The organism is Limnospira sp. PMC 1279.21, assembly GCF_032349615.1.
Lineage (GTDB): Bacteria > Cyanobacteriota > Cyanobacteriia > Cyanobacteriales > Microcoleaceae > Limnospira > Limnospira fusiformis.
In genome coordinates, this window is record NZ_JARPLU010000118.1 from 1 (window position 1) to 16,520 (window position 16,520).

The window sequence follows — 16,520 nt, forward strand, 5'->3', positions numbered from 1 at the left end:
TTAGTCATCTCGTCCTCTCCATTATACGTCCTAAGTGTTCTGTCTTGTGCTATAAAACATGACAAATGCGACTACTCCTAATAAAAATCCTAGTAATAATGATACAAAACTTTCGGGACTCAGTAGGATAGATACCAAGAATCCGGCTATTCCCACAGCTATGGCTAAACCTATAAAAGCCCCAATCATAATCAATAGTAGCAGAAGTGATTGCCCTAAAAAACTCCATTTGCGCTTGTCTGTATAGCGTTTAGCGTCTGCTCCTGGTTCGGGGCGTTCGCTCACCTCAAAAAAAGCTAAACGAGCGATCGCTCCTGAAATCGCCGCAAATTTCGCCCAACCATAAATGGGAACAATCAGCCATAAAATGCCGAAAAACGCCATAGTAAAGTATTGTTTAAAATGGTCTCGATAGATACGAAATCCGGCACTAATCACATCACCCAAGTTGAGGGATTTATGAGCATATTTATTAGTCATGACTAAATTTATAGATGCAGCTATAGGATTTTTGACTGTCTCCAAAATTACAGATTCTTGGTATCCTTGATTTCACCAAAGCCAGAAATGCTGATCGTCTTCACCTAGGGGGGTTTAGGGGGGGATCCAGGAATCTGCTTTTAATTCACCAGCCAGACAATTCCTATGGTGGGGATTATACAGGAATCGACCAATTAGGGCGATTTTCTTAAACAAAATTTTATAAATACCTTCAGATTTCCAAGATTTTGGGGTTATCTGTGACTAAATCCTGTTCATCCTGATGGTTGATGAGGTCGTAGTAAATCACGGCTTTAATGGATTTGAAGAAGGGGATAGTCAGCGCCCCCATAGCAATTAAAACAGTTGATAAAACTAATAAATTCAGCCCAACTGCTACCTCAGCCGTAACTAGGGAATTGATAAGTAATCGGCTGAGTAACAAAATAAACCGAGTCGCTATGGGGAAGGGTAAGGTTGCTAAAACTGCGACTATAAAAATACCCATAATTTGAAACTCTGATTCTTCGGTGATTTCCCAACTATTCTTGATCGACTTTTTGGCGTTGGTCTGGTCTTCTAATGCGAGAATCACGTCACATATATACAGACGGGCTGATATCCACATCAACCCCAGGTATAAGATGATAAATCCAAATACTGCCAATAAAAATATCAACCATGATAACCAAAAAGTCTCAATATTCAGTTTCATAAATATGAAGATTGCCGTACCAAGAACCATACTAAAACCTATGAAAATGCCAATGATAATTAATCCGACGAGCAGTAATTGTCCTAAAAAACTCCATTGGCGTTTGTTAGTGTAGCGTTTAGCGTCTGATGGAGGTTCGGGGCGTTCGCTCACTTCAAAAAAGGCTAAACGAGCGATCGCTCCTAAAGTGGCGAGACATTTAGCCCAACCATAAACGGGAACAATCAGCCATAAACAGCCGACCAAAGCCATAGTAAAGTATTGTTTAAAATGGTCTCGATATATCCGAAACCCGGCAATGATAACATCACTGATACTTAGAGAGTTTTGAGGGTATTGATTAGTCATGACTAGGTTATAGATAGAGTTAGAGGATTTGGCTAATGTCCCACAAAATTACCAACCAATATCTGGGATAAATTTTAGATAAAAACCAGGTTACTGTAATCGCTGAATTTGATATTGAGAATCCCGAAATCCCCCGGTCAAACCTTGCTCTAAAAACAGTTTTCCAGCCTGTTCAAAATCACTGATGGCACCTCGGCGATCGCCTAAAGATGCTCGGACCATTCCGCGACCATAAAAAGCACCAGCCAAATTAGGTCTGATGCGAATAGCTTGGGCGTAGTCTGCGATCGCCTCAGAGTAATTACCAAGTTCAGCATGAGCCTGAGCGCGATTACTGTATGATTCAGCATCATTAGGATTCAGACTAATAGCTTGGCTATAGTCAGCGATCGCCGCCTCATAATCCTCAGCCAAAGAGTGAACTAACCCCCGATTACTGTGAGCCTTAGAATTATTAGGTTCTAACTCAATCGCCTTAGTACAATCTCCAATAGCTGCATCATAATTTTGCACATTCAGATGAGCAATACAGCGATTATTATAATCCATAGCTGTGGGGTTTAATTGAATGGATCTACTACAACTTTCTATCGCCGCCTCATAATTCCCTAAATTGATGTAGGTACTGCAACGATTCCCGTATGCTTCAGCATTATCTGGTTCCCAACTAATCACTTGATTATAGTCTGCTAAAGCACCTTGATAATCTCCTAAATGAAACCGAGCGCGACCCCGATTATAATAAGCAGCAGCCGACTCGGGATTGAGTCTAATTGCTTCTGTATAATCAGCCATTCCTGCTTGTAAGTTACCAGATTTAACGTGAGCGCTTCCCCTAGCGCGATAGGCTTCACTATTGTTTGGTTGTCGCCTAATTACTTCGGTATAATCTAATATGGCGGCTTCGTAGTTTTCTTGGCTATAATGGGCGAGTCCCCTTTGATAAAAAGCATCTGTATCTTCTGGGTTCAGACGGATCACTTGATTTAGGTCATTAATAGCATTACCAAAATCTCTCATTTGATGGTATGCTAAACTGCGGTTAAAATAGATGTCAGGATTAGTAGGATCAAGTTTAATGGCTTGGGTATAGTCAGCGATCGCCTGCTCATATTTCTGGAGATCATAGTAAGCATTAGCCCGTTTACGGAAGGCTTCACTATTATCAGGAAATAGCTGGATTGACCGAGTAAAAGCCTTAATTGCCGCCTCTGGGTCTCCCGCTTCCAGACGTTCTACCCCTCTTTTTAGGGCGGCTTCTGATTTGACAGGATCGGGGCGGCTTAACACTTGAAATAAGCCAAATATCACGATTAAACCGACTAATCCGGTTGCCGCTATTCCCACTACAGTCCAGAGGCGATTTAAGGATATGTCTCGTCGCGGTTTGTGTGTTTTATAGGGGGGATGATTTGGGGAAGTTGGGTTAACTAACCCGGTTTTTCCGGTGAGTTGATTTAATTCAGCGATCGCATCAATAGCGGATTTATATCGTTTCCCATAGTAATGATGCACCATTTTATCTATAATACTAGCTAATTCGTTACTAACTCGCGCCCGCTGTCGCCAGGCAATTTCTCCAGATATAGATAGGCTAGGATCTTGGAGTTTGGGCAAATCTGAGCCTTCTAAACCAGTTAAAGCCTGAATAGCAATCATTCCCACAGCATAGAGATCGCTATTAAATTGGGGGTTTCCCTGGAATTGTTCGATCGGCATATAGGAGGGTGTACCCGTGGCGATCGTTCGCATGGGTTGATTATTTTCCTCAGCCAGTTGGCTAGTCACGGCTTTGACGGAACCGAAATCGATTAAGACTAGGGCTTGGTCTGATTTGCGGCGAATTAAATTAGAGGGGTTAACATCTCGATGAATTACGCCATTTTGGTGAACAAATACTAAAATATTGAGGATTTCTTCTAAGAGTTCGATCACTAGATCTTCTTTCCAAGGATGACCGGGAATTAGTTCTTTATGAAGGGGATGTCCTTCGATAAATTCTTCGACTAGATAGAAGTGATTATTATCCTCAAAATAGGCTAATAATAGGGGAATGCGATCGTTGCGTCCTAGCTTTTCTAAGATTTCTGCTTCCTGTCGAAATAGGCGTAAGGCTGTTTTCAGGATTTTGGAATTATTACTAGGGGGACGCAGTTGTTTAACCACACATTGAGGATGACCAGGACGGCGGGTATCTGCGGCTAGATAGGTCTGACTAAATGCTCCTGAACTCAAAATTTGTACAATTCGATACCTTCCATCTAGGAGTTGACCAATGATTTCCATCTGGCGTTGAGGTTTGAAACTTCTAGGGGAGTTCGAGGAATGGGGTTTGGAGCGATCGTCTAAGTTCATAATATGTTACAGTTTGATATAAAATGGCTGGAGAGAGCAAATGGAATCGGTTTTCCTATCGATTAACTGATTTTCATCAGGATTGAGAACTCACCATTGAGTTTCTTATGTCAATTTTGGCATAAAATTTTGGGTATAGTCTATATCAACCATAACAAGTGTCAGCACCCCGATCTAAAAAGACGGCGGCTCTCATTCCGCCTAAGCTGCTGACGAGCGATCGTCTTATACGGAGCGGGTTCTAAATAGTCTGGACTTCCATATAGATGATTAAAGAATATGCTTGTATGGGCGGGTTCTAAAGAATCGGGACTTCCATATAGATGATTACAGAACCCGCCCCTACTATATTGGCAAGTGAACCCGGTCTGATTGTACCATGCCCTTGGTCTTTAGGTAGGTATGCAGACCATGATCAAGATCTAGTTTCCTGAGATTACAAAATATTATCAATTTTTGGTGAAAATTACCTGGAAAACCATGCACAATTTTATCCCCCCTCATCGATTTTTCCCTTACCTAACTTGGACAGAAATTGCGGAAATGCCCGATCCAGAAAATACCGTAATTATCCAACCAATTGGGGCTATAGAACAACACGGCCCCCATTTACCGTTAATTGTGGATGCTGCTATTGCTACCGCCGTGACGGGTCTAGCCCTAGAAAAACTCGATCGCACTATTCCCGCCTATGCCCTGTCTACCTTATATTACGGCAAATCTAACGAACATTGGCACTTTCCGGGAACCATCACCTTAACCTCTGAAACCTTAATATCAGTATTAATGGAAGTAGGGGAAAGTATATATAGGGCGGGGTTCCGCAAATTAGTATTTCTGAACGCTCATGGTGGACAACCCCAGATTTTAGACATGGTAGCGCGAGACTTGCATCAACAGCATGAAGATTTCATGGTATTTCCCCTGTTTGTGTGGCGGGTTCCCCACATAGCCAAAGAACTATTTTCCCCGGAAGAATTGGAATTAGGGATTCACGCCGGAGACATAGAAACCAGTGTGATGTTATCAATTTTGCCGGATGTGGTACGCCGGGATAAGGCGGTGCGAGAGTTTCCCCACGGCTTACCCTCGGACAGTTTACTGAGTATGGAAGGAAAATTGCCCTTTGCTTGGGTAACGCGGGATCTAAGCGCTAGTGGTGTGTTGGGAGACGCAACGGCGGCTACAGAAGAGAAGGGGAGTCGCCTACTGGAGTCGGTGGTAGACAGTTGGGTAAAAGCGATCGCAGATATTTATAAATTTCAGCAGCCCCAGTGTTTCCGCTCTGTGTCAAAATAAATCGATATCGGAAATAGAGCCTAAGTAATGACAATGATCAACTCTACTCTACAGCAAGCCTTTAACCGAGGCCAAGGGCTGAAAGTAATTAGCGGTTTAATGAATTTCCATCGCCCCAATGTGGTGGCGGTGGTGAAAGCAGCAACTCAAGGCGGCGCGACCTTTGTAGATATTGCCGCTGACCCGGAATTAGTGGCGATCGCGCGTGATTTGACCCATTTACCTATTTGTGTGTCAGCCGTAGAACCAGAAAAGTTCCTCCCCTGTGTGGAAGCTGGCGCTGATCTGATTGAAATTGGGAATTTTGATGCTTTCTACGCCCAAGGACGGCGCTTTGAAGCCCCCGAAGTGTTGCAGTTGACCCGTCAAACTCGATCGCTACTTCCTGAGATTACCCTATCCGTAACAGTTCCCCATATTTTGGAACTGGATCAACAAGTCCAATTAGCCATAGACTTAGTGGAAGCTGGGGCGGATATTATCCAAACAGAAGGGGGAACTAGCGCTAACCCTGTGCATCCCGGAACTTTAGGATTGATTGAAAAGGCTGCGCCTACCCTAGCCGCCGCCCGGGAAATTTCCCGCGCCGTATCGGTTCCAGTATTATGCGCTTCTGGAATTTCTAGTGTAACAGCACCTTTGGCGATCGCCGCCGGTGCTGCCGGTGTCGGTGTCGGTTCAGCTATCAACCGCCTCGATAATGAATTAGCAATGATTGCAGCGGTTCGTAGTCTCGTGGAAGCATTAGCCACCGTGAATACTGCCCGGATTTATCAGTCTTAGAAAATCTCTACAGCCCCAGCGTTCATCTCTTTGGCAGTTATTAATTATCCGCCGATTACATGACACTTGGGGCTGTATTCTCATCTCAATCTCCCGCGCAAGTTAAAAACCAGATCGAATAATCTTCAATTAATTGATAATTATCAGACTCCTCATCTGTGCATTCTAAATCCGCTAGGTCTAGGGTAAATAATTTCTCATCGCTAACCCGTCGGACTTGCACTTGTAAGCCATATTCTTCATCAAATTTATCAGCAAAGCCCAGAATTTCAAAAGTATCTTGATGGGAAGGATTGTTGATTTTTTGTTTCTCGTATTCCTTTTTGCGACCGGAAGACAATAGATATTCTTCTTCCCAAGCAAATTCATCACTTGCGGTTACATAACAAGGTAACTTGATTTGTTTTTTCAGATATTGCAGATAGAGTTTAAGTTTTTTTCGGAAACTATAAGAAGGCTTAAAACCCAAGTTTTTTTCAGTCTTAGCTACCGCCATTTCCAGGTCAGCATCGGTCAAATAATCAAGGTATAAGTCATCAATACCTGGGATATTTTCGATATCACTTATAGTCAAGTTTTTGATGACATCCAACATCAACAAACGAGGATCTTCTGGGAGGTCTAATCGGTCTATACTGTTACCACTACGGATATTAAAAGTAATCGTCTCATCAATTTGAATCCCCTTGAGGTCAGACGGTTCGGGATGAGTCGAGGCGGATTTTAAGTTTTTCTGAAATTTTGTCATAATATTTAGGTTAGTGAACAACAGAACTTACTTTAATTTGTTCTGGATAGATCCGAATAATCAACAGGAGACCAAAATTGTGACCCAAACAGTACCAACCTCTCAGCCACAGATCTACCAAGGACAGTTTGGCGAGTATACCATCACTGATGACGATCGCCAGGGAGTCCTAGTATATAGAGTTAGTTTGGCGATCGCCGCCGTCTGCTTTGGTTTAGGGACCGCTTTAGTCTTATGGGACTCACACAGCCCCATATTCCGGCAACTGCTGACCCCTATTTATCTTGTGTTCTGGTTAGCTTTGGGAGTTAGCCTGTTCACAATTCATATCTATCTAATTATTTTACACAGATTCCTTCAGTTTTGTTGGCTCATTGGGGGTATTGCTACCCTGGTAGTGGCGATCGCAGATCCTGAACCCTTAGCCGTCACCGTTTATAATCAGCCATATAGCTTATTCGGTGTCGGCTTTACATTTGTGGCTCTAACAGGCATTTATTTTAAGGAGGCTTTTTGTTTTAATCGCATGGAAACCAAACTGCTAACTCCCCTAGTCCCCCTCTTACTGTTGGGATATATGGCGGGAGTGTGGACAGTCATCAATCAGAAATTTTTGTTGTTTTTCTGGGCTATTCAATTCGGGATTTTTGCCCTCCGCAAGTGTTTCCAAGCCATTCCTTCTGATATTGGTGATAAAAGTGTATTTGATTACCTTCACCAACAGCGATCGGCCCAATCGCACAATTAAGTATAATTGACCCCACTACCCAGTCATCAATCTGACTAGCAGCCCCTAGAAGCTGTTGTCAAAGATAACCGGTCAATATTAGCAACTTCTGCCCTTTTCCTTAGCCAGGGGCAGGATATCTCCAGATCAAGGCGATCGCAGATTATTCTTGACTGCTATAGCCACTAAGTCCATGATCGCATATATTTGATGATGGTAACATCCGTAATTTCACTCAAGACAATCTGAATACGTTAAATGCTTACTCCACCCTAAATCAAATTTTCTTGATCAATTCTGAAAACCTATGGCCACAATAGAGCCCGAATCAATGTCCATGGAACTACAAGGAAAACTTGTAATTGTAGATTTGGACGAAACGCTTTTTCTGCGAAACTCCACAGAAGAATATCTAAATTCTTTACAGCCTAAAACCTTGGGGGCTGTTTTATTAATTGCCCTAGATATTCTCAAGCCTTGGAACTGGTTACCCCAACCCCTCAAAGGAGACCAATCAAGGGATTGGTGTCGTGTAATTATCTCCACCCTAATTTTTCCCTGGACTTTAATTTTTTGGCAACAGCAAGCCCAGAAACTTGCCCATAATTATATCAACCAGGAACTGATCCTAAAATTCCTTGAACAATTCCCCTCACAAATAGTTATTGCTACCCTCGGCTTTGATCTAATTATAAATCCCATTATTAAGAATTTACAATTTTGTCCTGATGCTGTGATTAGTTGTCGGTTTTGGCAGGGAGGGGTTGATCGTCAACGGGGAAAGTATGAGTTAGTTAAAGCAGTATTAACTGACGAAGAAATCGCCAATGCCGCCGTCATTACAGATTCCACAGATGATCAGGTATTATTGGATGCTGTAGCATCACCCTATCTCGTGCAGTGGCCTGATGCTCAATATGTCCCGGCTATGGCTGATGCTTATATTCCATTTTTGTATCTGGAACGCGGTAAGCGCCCCGGCCAAAAATATTTCATCAAGAACATTATCGCAGATGATTGGTTAGTCTTGATTTTGGCGATCGCTTGGATAAGTCCTTATCCAGCTTTACAATCAATCATGATGCTGTTTTTGCTTTTATCTTTTTGGTGTATCTACGAGTATGGCTATGTAGATAATGATATCATCGCCGAAACTTTTGAGCAAAAACCTACTCTCAGCGCCACCTATCAAAACTACAAAAATCGTGTCAAACTCTTGCAGGTTTGGTTATGGGCGATAATTTTGGCAATACCCGGACTTTTCTTGTTAGAGGTGATAAAACTTCAATTAACCCCAAAAACTATCAATTTATCCCTACTCAGTTCTATGGGTTTAGATGGTGTCCTGTGGCTCACTTTTTTGAGCGTTGTATTTGGGTGTTTTTGGAGTTATAACCGCCTTGACAAACAAACTCGAATTTGGCTATATTTCTGCTTACAAGCAAGTAAATGTTTTGGGTTTTTGATAGTAACTACCACAAATAGCATAGGTATTATGTTATTTGCTTCTCAAGTTTTAGCTCGCTGGATCGCCTATATTGTGTATCGATTCGGTAAACACGGCCAATGGATGGAATTTCCGGGAGAGTTTTTCCGGTGCTTTTTGTTTACATTTCTGATTATTTCTGTCCCACTAGGAACCGGGGAATTATCCATTTTACTGAGTTGGCAAACTCTCGTGATTTTTGCCTGGTGTGCTTACCGAGGACGTAGGCAATTTGTCAATATTTGCCGTCAAGCATACCCAATATATAAGGATAAAACTCTGGTCTAATTGCCAAGCCAACAGCTTGCACAGCTAATCCTAATTGTGCAAGCTGCTAGGTAAGCTATCGGATCCTGCTGCCTTTTTCAGATACTATAACCCTGGATATTTTCCGGGTTAAATTGTTTGAGGGTGCGGGTAGCTTGACGGACTAAAGTTTCCGAACCTTGAACCACAACTAGATATTTACCAGCATTGAGGCGATTTCGATAGGGTACAGCATCTCCCCCGCCAATAATCAAGCCTACCCCGCCGCCAGCGAGAATGCTACCGAGTCCCCCAGAAATGCCCCCCAGAATGCCACCGATGAAATGATCGCCAATTTCCCCCGCCCAAGCAAAGGTATTAAGTCCCGTGATTAAGCTAAAGGTGTAGCCAGCCACAAAGCCAAAAGGAATCAACCAACTAGCCATAAGTTTAACCTGTTTGCGGGCCGGATCATAGGGGTCAATCAAGCCAAACTCATCAGCGCTTTTGTATCCTCTGCCTAAAATACTCACTTGAGTGATTGGGATTTCGTCTTTTTCTAAAGCCAAATAGGCAGCCTCAGCTTGAATGCGATCGGGTAAAACAGCAATTAGGTAGTTCATATATGATGATTAGATTATTGGATATACGGCTGCAATTCTGTTAGTCACTAGGTTTCATGATCCCCCTGTTAAGGTTGGTAAATTTACCATAATTCTGTGGTTAATTATCAAGGGCCATGATGCTGGGGACAATCCAAACTAAATTTACTAAATTTTTGTGAACAATTTGTGGTAGGTCGTCCCCCTTAACGCTAGAATAGTTCACTGCGGTATTTTTACCGCGATCGAGATCTGCATCAACAGACTCTCTCAATTTACCACGAATCCTTAAATCAAGGAAGTTGTGGTTAATCCCCTACAGTTGCAATTTATTAGCCCAACCATGCCTAAGGTTCTTGTATCTGATCCGATTGATCAAGTTGGACTTGACATTATCTCTCAGGTGGCTCAGGTGGATGTCAAAACCGGACTACCTGCTGAGGAACTGGTAAAGATTATTCCCGAATATGATGCCCTGATGATCCGTTCTGGTACTCGTGTCACCAAAGAAATAATAGAAGCGGGTACTCAGCTGAAAATTATTGGTCGGGCTGGTGTGGGGGTGGACAACGTGGATGTTCCCGCCGCCACCCGCCAAGGAATTGTCGTAGTTAACTCCCCCCAAGGTAACACGATCGCCGCTGCCGAACACGCTATAGCCATGATGTTAGCCCTATCGCGCCATATTCCCGAAGCCAATGTATCCGTAAAAAGCGGCCAGTGGAATCGCAAACAGTTTATTGGGGTAGAAGTTTACAAAAAAACCCTGGGGATTGTGGGACTGGGTAAAATCGGTTCCCATGTAGCCTCCGCCGCCAAAGCTATGGGGATGAAATTACTAGCCTATGATCCATTTATTTCCCAAGATCGCGCCGAACAGTTAGGCTGTCGGTTAGTAGATTTAGATTTACTGATCCGCGAGTCAGACTATATCAGTCTACATATGCCGAAAACTGAGGAGACCTATCATTTAATTAATGCACAGGCTCTGGCTCAAATGAAACCCACAGCTCGTATCATTAACTGCGCTCGTGGGGGTATTGTGGATGAAGTAGCTTTAGCAGAAGCTCTGAAAAATGATCAAATTGCTGGGGCGGCGGTAGATGTTTATGAAAACGAACCCCTAGAGGAAAATTCCCCCCTGCGGGAGTTGGGTCAAAAGGTGATCCTCACTCCCCACTTAGGAGCATCGACAGAAGAAGCTCAAGTTAATGTAGCCATTGATGTAGCTGAACAAATTAGAGATGTATTGTTGGGCTTACCAGCTCGTTCAGCGGTCAATATTCCTGGGTTGTATCCCGATGCTCTCGAACAACTCAAGCCCTATCTACAACTGGCGGAAACCTTGGGAAATTTGGTCAGCCAATTGGTAGGAGGTAGGGTCGATTTCTTGGATATCCGTTTACAAGGGGATTTAGCCAATCGCGATAGTAAACCGGTGGTGGTAGCGGCTCTGAAAGGTTTGTTATCTCAGGCTCTGCGGGAGCGGGTTAATTATGTTAATGCTACCATTGAAGCCAAAGAACGCGGTATTCGGGTCATTGAAACTAGGGATGCTTCGGTCTGTGACTATACCGGCTCTCTGCATTTGGAAGCTAAGGGATCTTTAGGTACTCATTCGGTGACGGGGGCTCTATTGGGCGATCGGGAAATTCGGGTGACAAATATTGATGATTTCCCCATTAACGTACCCCCGACTCGTTATATGTTATTTACTCTCCACCGAGATATGCCGGGAATTATCGGTAAAATCGGGTCGCTGCTGGGTAGCTTTAATGTCAATATTGCTAGTATGCAGGTCGGTCGTAAAATTGTACGAGGAGAGGCGGTGATGGTTTTAAGTTTAGATGACCCATTGCCGGACGGACTGTTGAGTGAGATCATGAAAGTAGCAGGTATCCGGGATGCCTATACGGTAACTCTCTAAACTCAAGGAAATTAGGGTGCTGGACTTAATGGCTCCTGGCAGACTAGACTGGAGAAAGTGGAGAATCAGATGCTCACACTACCTCTAGTGGGATAAATTATCCCCATACTTCTAGTGAGCTAAATGCTCGCATATTGTCTGGCCCCAAAAGTAACTGATATGGCACATAGCTGGTGGGAAATTCGAGTAGTCTGTGATTTGAACCTAGAAGAAACTGTCTTCTGGCGACTCGAAAATTTTGGCTTTCGGGGAACAGCCAGTCAAACTAAACATCAGTCTTGTTTGATTTGTGCCTATTTACCAGAAGAACAAGCTCATCTTTTGGACCTGGCGGCTTTATCTATTTTGCTGCGCCAGGATGCTTTGTGTATGGAAATGTCTATCCCTATTGTGCAATGGGATCTCATTGATGAGGAAGACTGGTCTAGTAGTTGGAAGCAGCATTGGGAACCAACGGAAATTGGCGATCGCTTTTGGATTTATCCGGCTTGGCTAACTCCCCCCGAAAATAGCGATCGCCTTATTTTACGTCTTGACCCTGGGGTGGCTTTTGGTACCGGAGCCCATGCTACTACTCAGCTTTGCTTGGAGTCCCTAGAAATGCGTTTGGGAATATTAGGGGAAAATCCGATCACTGTTGTTGATATCGGTTGTGGTTCGGGAATTTTGGGTATTGGTGCGATCCTATTGGGGGCGACTCAGGTTTATGGTGTCGATACTGACCCCTTAGCGGTGCGATCGGCTAATGAAAACCGCGACCTTAACCATATATCCCCAGAACAAATGATTAGTGAGGTGGGAAGTGTTGAGGAGTTGATTAAGCGTGCTAAAGGACCTGTTGATGGGATTTTATGCAATATTTTGGCTGAGGTGATTATGGATATAATTCCTCAGTTGGACTGTCTGACTAAACCTAATAGTTGGGGGGTTCTCAGTGGTATTTTGCTAGAACAGGCTAAACCGATCGCTGATTTGTTAGAACAACATGGCTGGATCGTCGCCACTCTCTGGAAGCGACAGAATTGGTGCTGTTTCAATATTAGACGTTCTTGATAGTTGCACATCTGAAAAACTCTCACAATCATGATAATTGAGAGGGTGAAACAGTGTTAATCGTTCAGGAGGTAATATGGCTGATTTTAACTGGATAAGTGCATTAATGGGCGGGGTTTTAATTGGTATGAGTGCTACCATATTATTGGCTTTTAATGGTCGGATTGCTGGCATTAGCGGCATGGTTAATGGGGCGATTACTTTTAAATCCCAGGAGGCTTGGCGATGGCTATTTATTCTGGGTTTAATAGCTGGTGCTGCTATTTATGAATATGGATTTCCATCGCCACCAACTCCCCCGTCAAATTCCGTACCTTTATTAATGATTATTGGTGGTTTTCTAGTGGGGTTTGGTACTCGTATGGGTAACGGTTGCACCAGTGGTCATGGGGTTTGTGGTTTGGGTCGCTTTTCTATGCGATCGCTGATAGCAGTTCTCTCATTTATGACCACTGCTTTTATTACTGTATTTATCATGCGTCATGTTTTAGGGGTGTAATTTTATGAACCTCAAAGAAAATATAATTGTCTTGGTTTCTGGGATTTTATTTGGTTTCGGGCTGGGTTTATCCCAAATGATGGATCGCGATCGCGTCTTGGGATTTTTGGATCTTGTGGGAGTTTGGGACCCTACTTTAATCTTTGTCCTCGGCGGCGCTGTGGGGGTGACAGCGATCGCTTTTCGGTTTGTCCTCCGTCTTCCTCACCCCCTATTTTCCAACAAATTTTATCTACCTACTCGCCAAGATATCGACCCCACTTTAATCATGGGAGCCGCTATTTTTGGCATTGGCTGGGGTATTGCTGGCTACTGTCCGGGTCCCGCCATTACCGCCCTAGTTTTAGGTATTCTTAACCCGGTATTGTTTATAATCGCGATGATTGCTGGGTCCTTGGCTTATACCCTCTCATCTAAGCTAACAGGTCCTGGGCCAAAGTAGGAAACCATCATTAAAGAACCAATTAGGGCTAAGTTCTTTAAAAATGCCGTTTTCTGAGCAGGATCATCTAGGAAATTGTGGAAAACTAGGGTGGTGGGGATTAAAAATAATATCAAAATAATCGCCCCCCAACGGGTTTTATAACCTAGAATTAAAGAAAAAGCCCCCACTAATTGAAACACAATATTTCCTAATAGCATTAAATTGGGATGTGGCAATCCCCGCAATGCTATCATTTCCTCGGTAGCGGCGAAATCCAAGATTTTGCTAACGGATGAATTGATAAAAATGGTGGCTAAAAATGCTCGTCCAATTAGGGGAATATAATTCATAATCCAATTATCTTGAGACAACAAATGCGATCGCTTTCTTTGGGATTTATCCTTAAAAAACTCGATAGCCGGATCAGGACTATTTAAAAAGGCAATTTCCCGGTAAGGGCGGATAATCGGTTTTAGCAGTCTCAGTCCTAAAACACAATCCCAGAACCAGTTATAGCCGACTGTTAAGCGATTGCGCCATCCCGGTAGATAACACATATGAATCACTAACCAAGTTAGCCAACCCAAAAATCCGGTGTTATTGAGGCGATCGCATGACAAAATCCCAGCATAGCGACTAATAATAGCAGCCTTGCCTTTATCAATATAACGAAAAGGTTGCGGAGATGTTCCCCGTAACTGATGCAAAATATTGGTCGCCACCGCTTCCCCCTGTTGGATAGCTTCCGGGGCGATACCGCTAAGACCATGATCAGGCCAGAGAAAAGCCACATCTCCGATCGCATATACTTTAGGATGATCGGGAACTCGTAAAATCGGTTCCACAATGATTTTACCCTTGGCGGCGGTAGAGATTTGGTCAAGCTGGCTGGGATGATCGACTTGTACCCCTGCTGTCCAGATAATAGTTGGGGCGGCGATCGCTTCTCCGGTGTCTAATTCTACCCCCTGGGAGTTGACCCGCAAAACCCGACGATTTAACCAGACAGATACCCCCAATTGGCGTAAATGACGTTCACAATAGGCGCTAAACCCCTGGGAAAAGTTGGGAAGTAGGCGATCGCCGGAATGTACTAAAATCACCTTCGCCAGGGGGAATAACCGCCGCCAACCTAACAAAGCGCGGAGTTGGTCGATTAAACCTCCCGCCAATTCTACCCCGGTCGGACCGCCACCAACAATCACAAATGTCAATAACCGGGCGCGATCAATGGGTTCAGGTTCTAAAATAGCCCGGCGAATGCGATCGACGACATGATGCCGCACAACCGCCGCATCTTCTAGGGTATTTAAAGTTAAGCTATATTTAGCAGCCCCAGGGATGTGATCTAATTTGGGACGGCTTCCGGTAGCGATGACGAGAATATCATATCTGATTTGTCCGTGATCTGTATCTACCCATTGATATTCATAATTAATCCGGTCAACGTTAGTCTGGATAAATTCGACATTGGGATATTTTTTGAATGCTGACTGGAGGGGATAAACGATTTGGTGGGGATATAGTAACCCGGTGGCTACTTGATACAGTAGGGGTATAAAAGTATGGTAGCAGTTGCGATCGATTAGCAACACATTCGCGCCCGCCTTAGCTAGGAGGCGGGTTGCTGTTAAACCACCAAATCCAGCGCCCACAATGACAATGCGATCGCTCTTTAACGCCATGGGACTCGGGTTGCTCAACTAACATTTTTCTGATGTTAACAAATTCCCGCCATTTTTGCCTTCCAGTAGCTTACTTCAACCCCAGCCTCTCACGCCACCCAGGGACTCTGCTGTTAGGCGCAAGTGAACCAACGGGGGTTGGTATAAGTTTATCTATTTCCTCACCCCTTCTCGGTTGAATAATTAGGGAGGCTTCCAGAAACCTTTTTACAGCCGATTCACCCTATCCCAAATATCCGAGGTAATTGATTGTGACTAATCCTAAATTAGCCAACATTTCTCAAAGAAAGCGGGTTTCTCGGTGGGGTGTCAAGAAACCGGGTTTCTCAAAGAAAGCGGGTTTCTGGTAGGATAGCGATCGCATCACCAAGATTTAAGAAATTAACCCGGTTTCGGGGGACAATAGGGGTGCTATCTCTATTTGTGATAAAATAGACTCATAAACTGTAACTGTTGTAATTTAGCCAAGTTTTGTTCTATTTTTTGTGAGCAATAAACCCCTTTGTAGAGTTCGGAAACCACAATAGAACTCAGACAAGACGATTGAAAATGCTGGGCGAATTTGGCTACAGCATTGGGATGATTTTTAAGTAAAGCGATACATACGTTAGTATCTAGCAAATACATAAATCAATCAAGATTAAATAATTCTCGACCGTGGTTTTGATGGCGTTGTTGAGCGATCGCTGTCAAGGTAGCATCTAAATCGGGTTGGTTTGACCAAGCACCAAATAGTTGACATAATTGCTGCCAATGTTCTTCTGGTGTCGGGGGGATGGGTGGGCTAATTTCCAGGATAATTTCAGAGCCGTCAGGGACCGCAATATTTTCGGTTAGCTCGATAGTTTTACCGCGTTTAATGCCTCGGATTTGCATAAATATGGCTCTCATTTTTCTTCAGCGCTATTTCAGTTTAGCACATAGATTCTTGAAAGACAAGAAACCCGGTTTCTGGTAGGATAGCGATCGCATCACCAAAATTTAAGAAATAAACCCCGTTTCTGAGTCTCTGGAATGGGGTAAAATGGGAGTGCTATTCCCTACCCGGTGCGCGGCTATGGATGAACAAAGAGTGCAGGCTTATCTCTCCCTGATTCAAGAACTCCTCAACTGTCCGGGGGAAGCACTGCAAATCCTCAACAT

Annotated in this window: 15 protein-coding genes and 1 pseudogene; 8 read left to right on the top strand and 8 right to left on the bottom strand. The window is 43.7% G+C overall.

Annotation, left to right across the window (positions count from 1 at the left end):
• Nucleotides 1-51 precede the first annotated feature (51 nt).
• From P5683_RS16825 to P5683_RS16835, 3 genes and pseudogenes are all read right to left on the bottom strand, one after another.
• Nucleotides 52-480: pseudogene (locus tag P5683_RS16825) on the bottom strand (hypothetical protein); the annotation flags it as partial.
• Nucleotides 481-712: 232 nt separating this feature from the next.
• Complete coding sequence (locus tag P5683_RS16830) at nucleotides 713-1,543, bottom strand: hypothetical protein (protein WP_006668570.1); 831 nt, start codon at nucleotides 1,541-1,543, stop codon at nucleotides 713-715.
• 90 nt (nucleotides 1,544-1,633) lie between these two features.
• Nucleotides 1,634-3,898, bottom strand: coding sequence for a tetratricopeptide repeat protein (locus P5683_RS16835; protein ID WP_006668569.1), 2,265 nt, complete (start codon nucleotides 3,896-3,898; stop codon nucleotides 1,634-1,636).
• Nucleotides 3,899-4,378: 480 nt separating this feature from the next.
• Between P5683_RS16835 and P5683_RS16840 the strand changes: the two genes are divergently transcribed.
• Nucleotides 4,379-5,197, top strand: a complete 819-nt coding sequence (locus P5683_RS16840; protein WP_006668568.1) for a creatininase family protein — start codon at nucleotides 4,379-4,381, stop codon at nucleotides 5,195-5,197.
• Nucleotides 5,198-5,224: 27 nt separating this feature from the next.
• Complete coding sequence (locus tag P5683_RS16845; RefSeq protein WP_006668567.1) at nucleotides 5,225-5,980, top strand: DUF561 domain-containing protein; 756 nt, start codon at nucleotides 5,225-5,227, stop codon at nucleotides 5,978-5,980.
• 85 nt (nucleotides 5,981-6,065) lie between these two features.
• On the opposite strand, the gene P5683_RS16850 is transcribed toward P5683_RS16845, so the two are convergent.
• Nucleotides 6,066-6,728, bottom strand: a complete 663-nt coding sequence (locus tag P5683_RS16850) for a calcium-binding protein (RefSeq protein WP_006668566.1) — start codon at nucleotides 6,726-6,728, stop codon at nucleotides 6,066-6,068.
• A 79-nt stretch (nucleotides 6,729-6,807) separates the two neighbouring features.
• On the opposite strand from P5683_RS16850, the gene P5683_RS16855 reads away from it, so the two are divergent.
• Nucleotides 6,808-7,476, top strand: a complete 669-nt coding sequence (locus P5683_RS16855) for a DUF2301 domain-containing membrane protein (protein WP_006668565.1) — start codon at nucleotides 6,808-6,810, stop codon at nucleotides 7,474-7,476.
• Between the two features lie 286 nt (nucleotides 7,477-7,762).
• A complete protein-coding gene (locus P5683_RS16860; protein WP_315640361.1) occupies nucleotides 7,763-9,229 on the top strand; it encodes a haloacid dehalogenase-like hydrolase in 1,467 nt (488 codons plus the stop codon).
• Between the two features lie 77 nt (nucleotides 9,230-9,306).
• On the opposite strand, the gene P5683_RS16865 is transcribed toward P5683_RS16860, so the two are convergent.
• A complete protein-coding gene (locus P5683_RS16865) occupies nucleotides 9,307-9,810 on the bottom strand; it encodes a hypothetical protein (protein ID WP_006623687.1) in 504 nt (167 codons plus the stop codon).
• 322 nt (nucleotides 9,811-10,132) lie between these two features.
• On the opposite strand from P5683_RS16865, the gene serA reads away from it, so the two are divergent.
• From serA to P5683_RS16885, 4 genes are all read left to right on the top strand, one after another.
• Complete coding sequence (serA, locus tag P5683_RS16870) at nucleotides 10,133-11,716, top strand: phosphoglycerate dehydrogenase (RefSeq protein WP_006668563.1); 1,584 nt, start codon at nucleotides 10,133-10,135, stop codon at nucleotides 11,714-11,716.
• 159 nt (nucleotides 11,717-11,875) lie between these two features.
• A complete protein-coding gene (gene prmA, locus P5683_RS16875) occupies nucleotides 11,876-12,769 on the top strand; it encodes a 50S ribosomal protein L11 methyltransferase (protein ID WP_006623690.1) in 894 nt (297 codons plus the stop codon).
• A gap of 76 nt (nucleotides 12,770-12,845) precedes the next feature.
• On the top strand, nucleotides 12,846-13,268 hold the full coding sequence (locus P5683_RS16880) for a YeeE/YedE family protein (protein WP_006623691.1): 423 nt from the start codon (nucleotides 12,846-12,848) through the stop codon (nucleotides 13,266-13,268).
• A 4-nt stretch (nucleotides 13,269-13,272) separates the two neighbouring features.
• Entirely contained in the window at nucleotides 13,273-13,710 is a 438-nt protein-coding gene (locus tag P5683_RS16885; RefSeq protein ID WP_006623692.1) for a DUF6691 family protein, read from the top strand.
• Here the strand turns inward: P5683_RS16885 and P5683_RS16890 are convergent.
• The 3 genes from P5683_RS16890 to P5683_RS16900 form a co-directional block, all read right to left on the bottom strand.
• Entirely contained in the window at nucleotides 13,668-15,395 is a 1,728-nt protein-coding gene (locus P5683_RS16890) for an FAD-dependent oxidoreductase (protein WP_315644967.1), read from the bottom strand. The genes P5683_RS16885 and P5683_RS16890 overlap by 43 nt on opposite strands.
• Before the next feature lie 399 nt (nucleotides 15,396-15,794).
• Complete coding sequence (locus P5683_RS16895) at nucleotides 15,795-16,004, bottom strand: type II toxin-antitoxin system VapC family toxin (RefSeq protein WP_008053953.1); 210 nt, start codon at nucleotides 16,002-16,004, stop codon at nucleotides 15,795-15,797.
• 3 nt (nucleotides 16,005-16,007) lie between these two features.
• On the bottom strand, nucleotides 16,008-16,268 hold the full coding sequence (locus P5683_RS16900) for a hypothetical protein (protein ID WP_228116396.1): 261 nt from the start codon (nucleotides 16,266-16,268) through the stop codon (nucleotides 16,008-16,010).
• Between the last annotated feature and the right edge of the window lie 252 nt (nucleotides 16,269-16,520).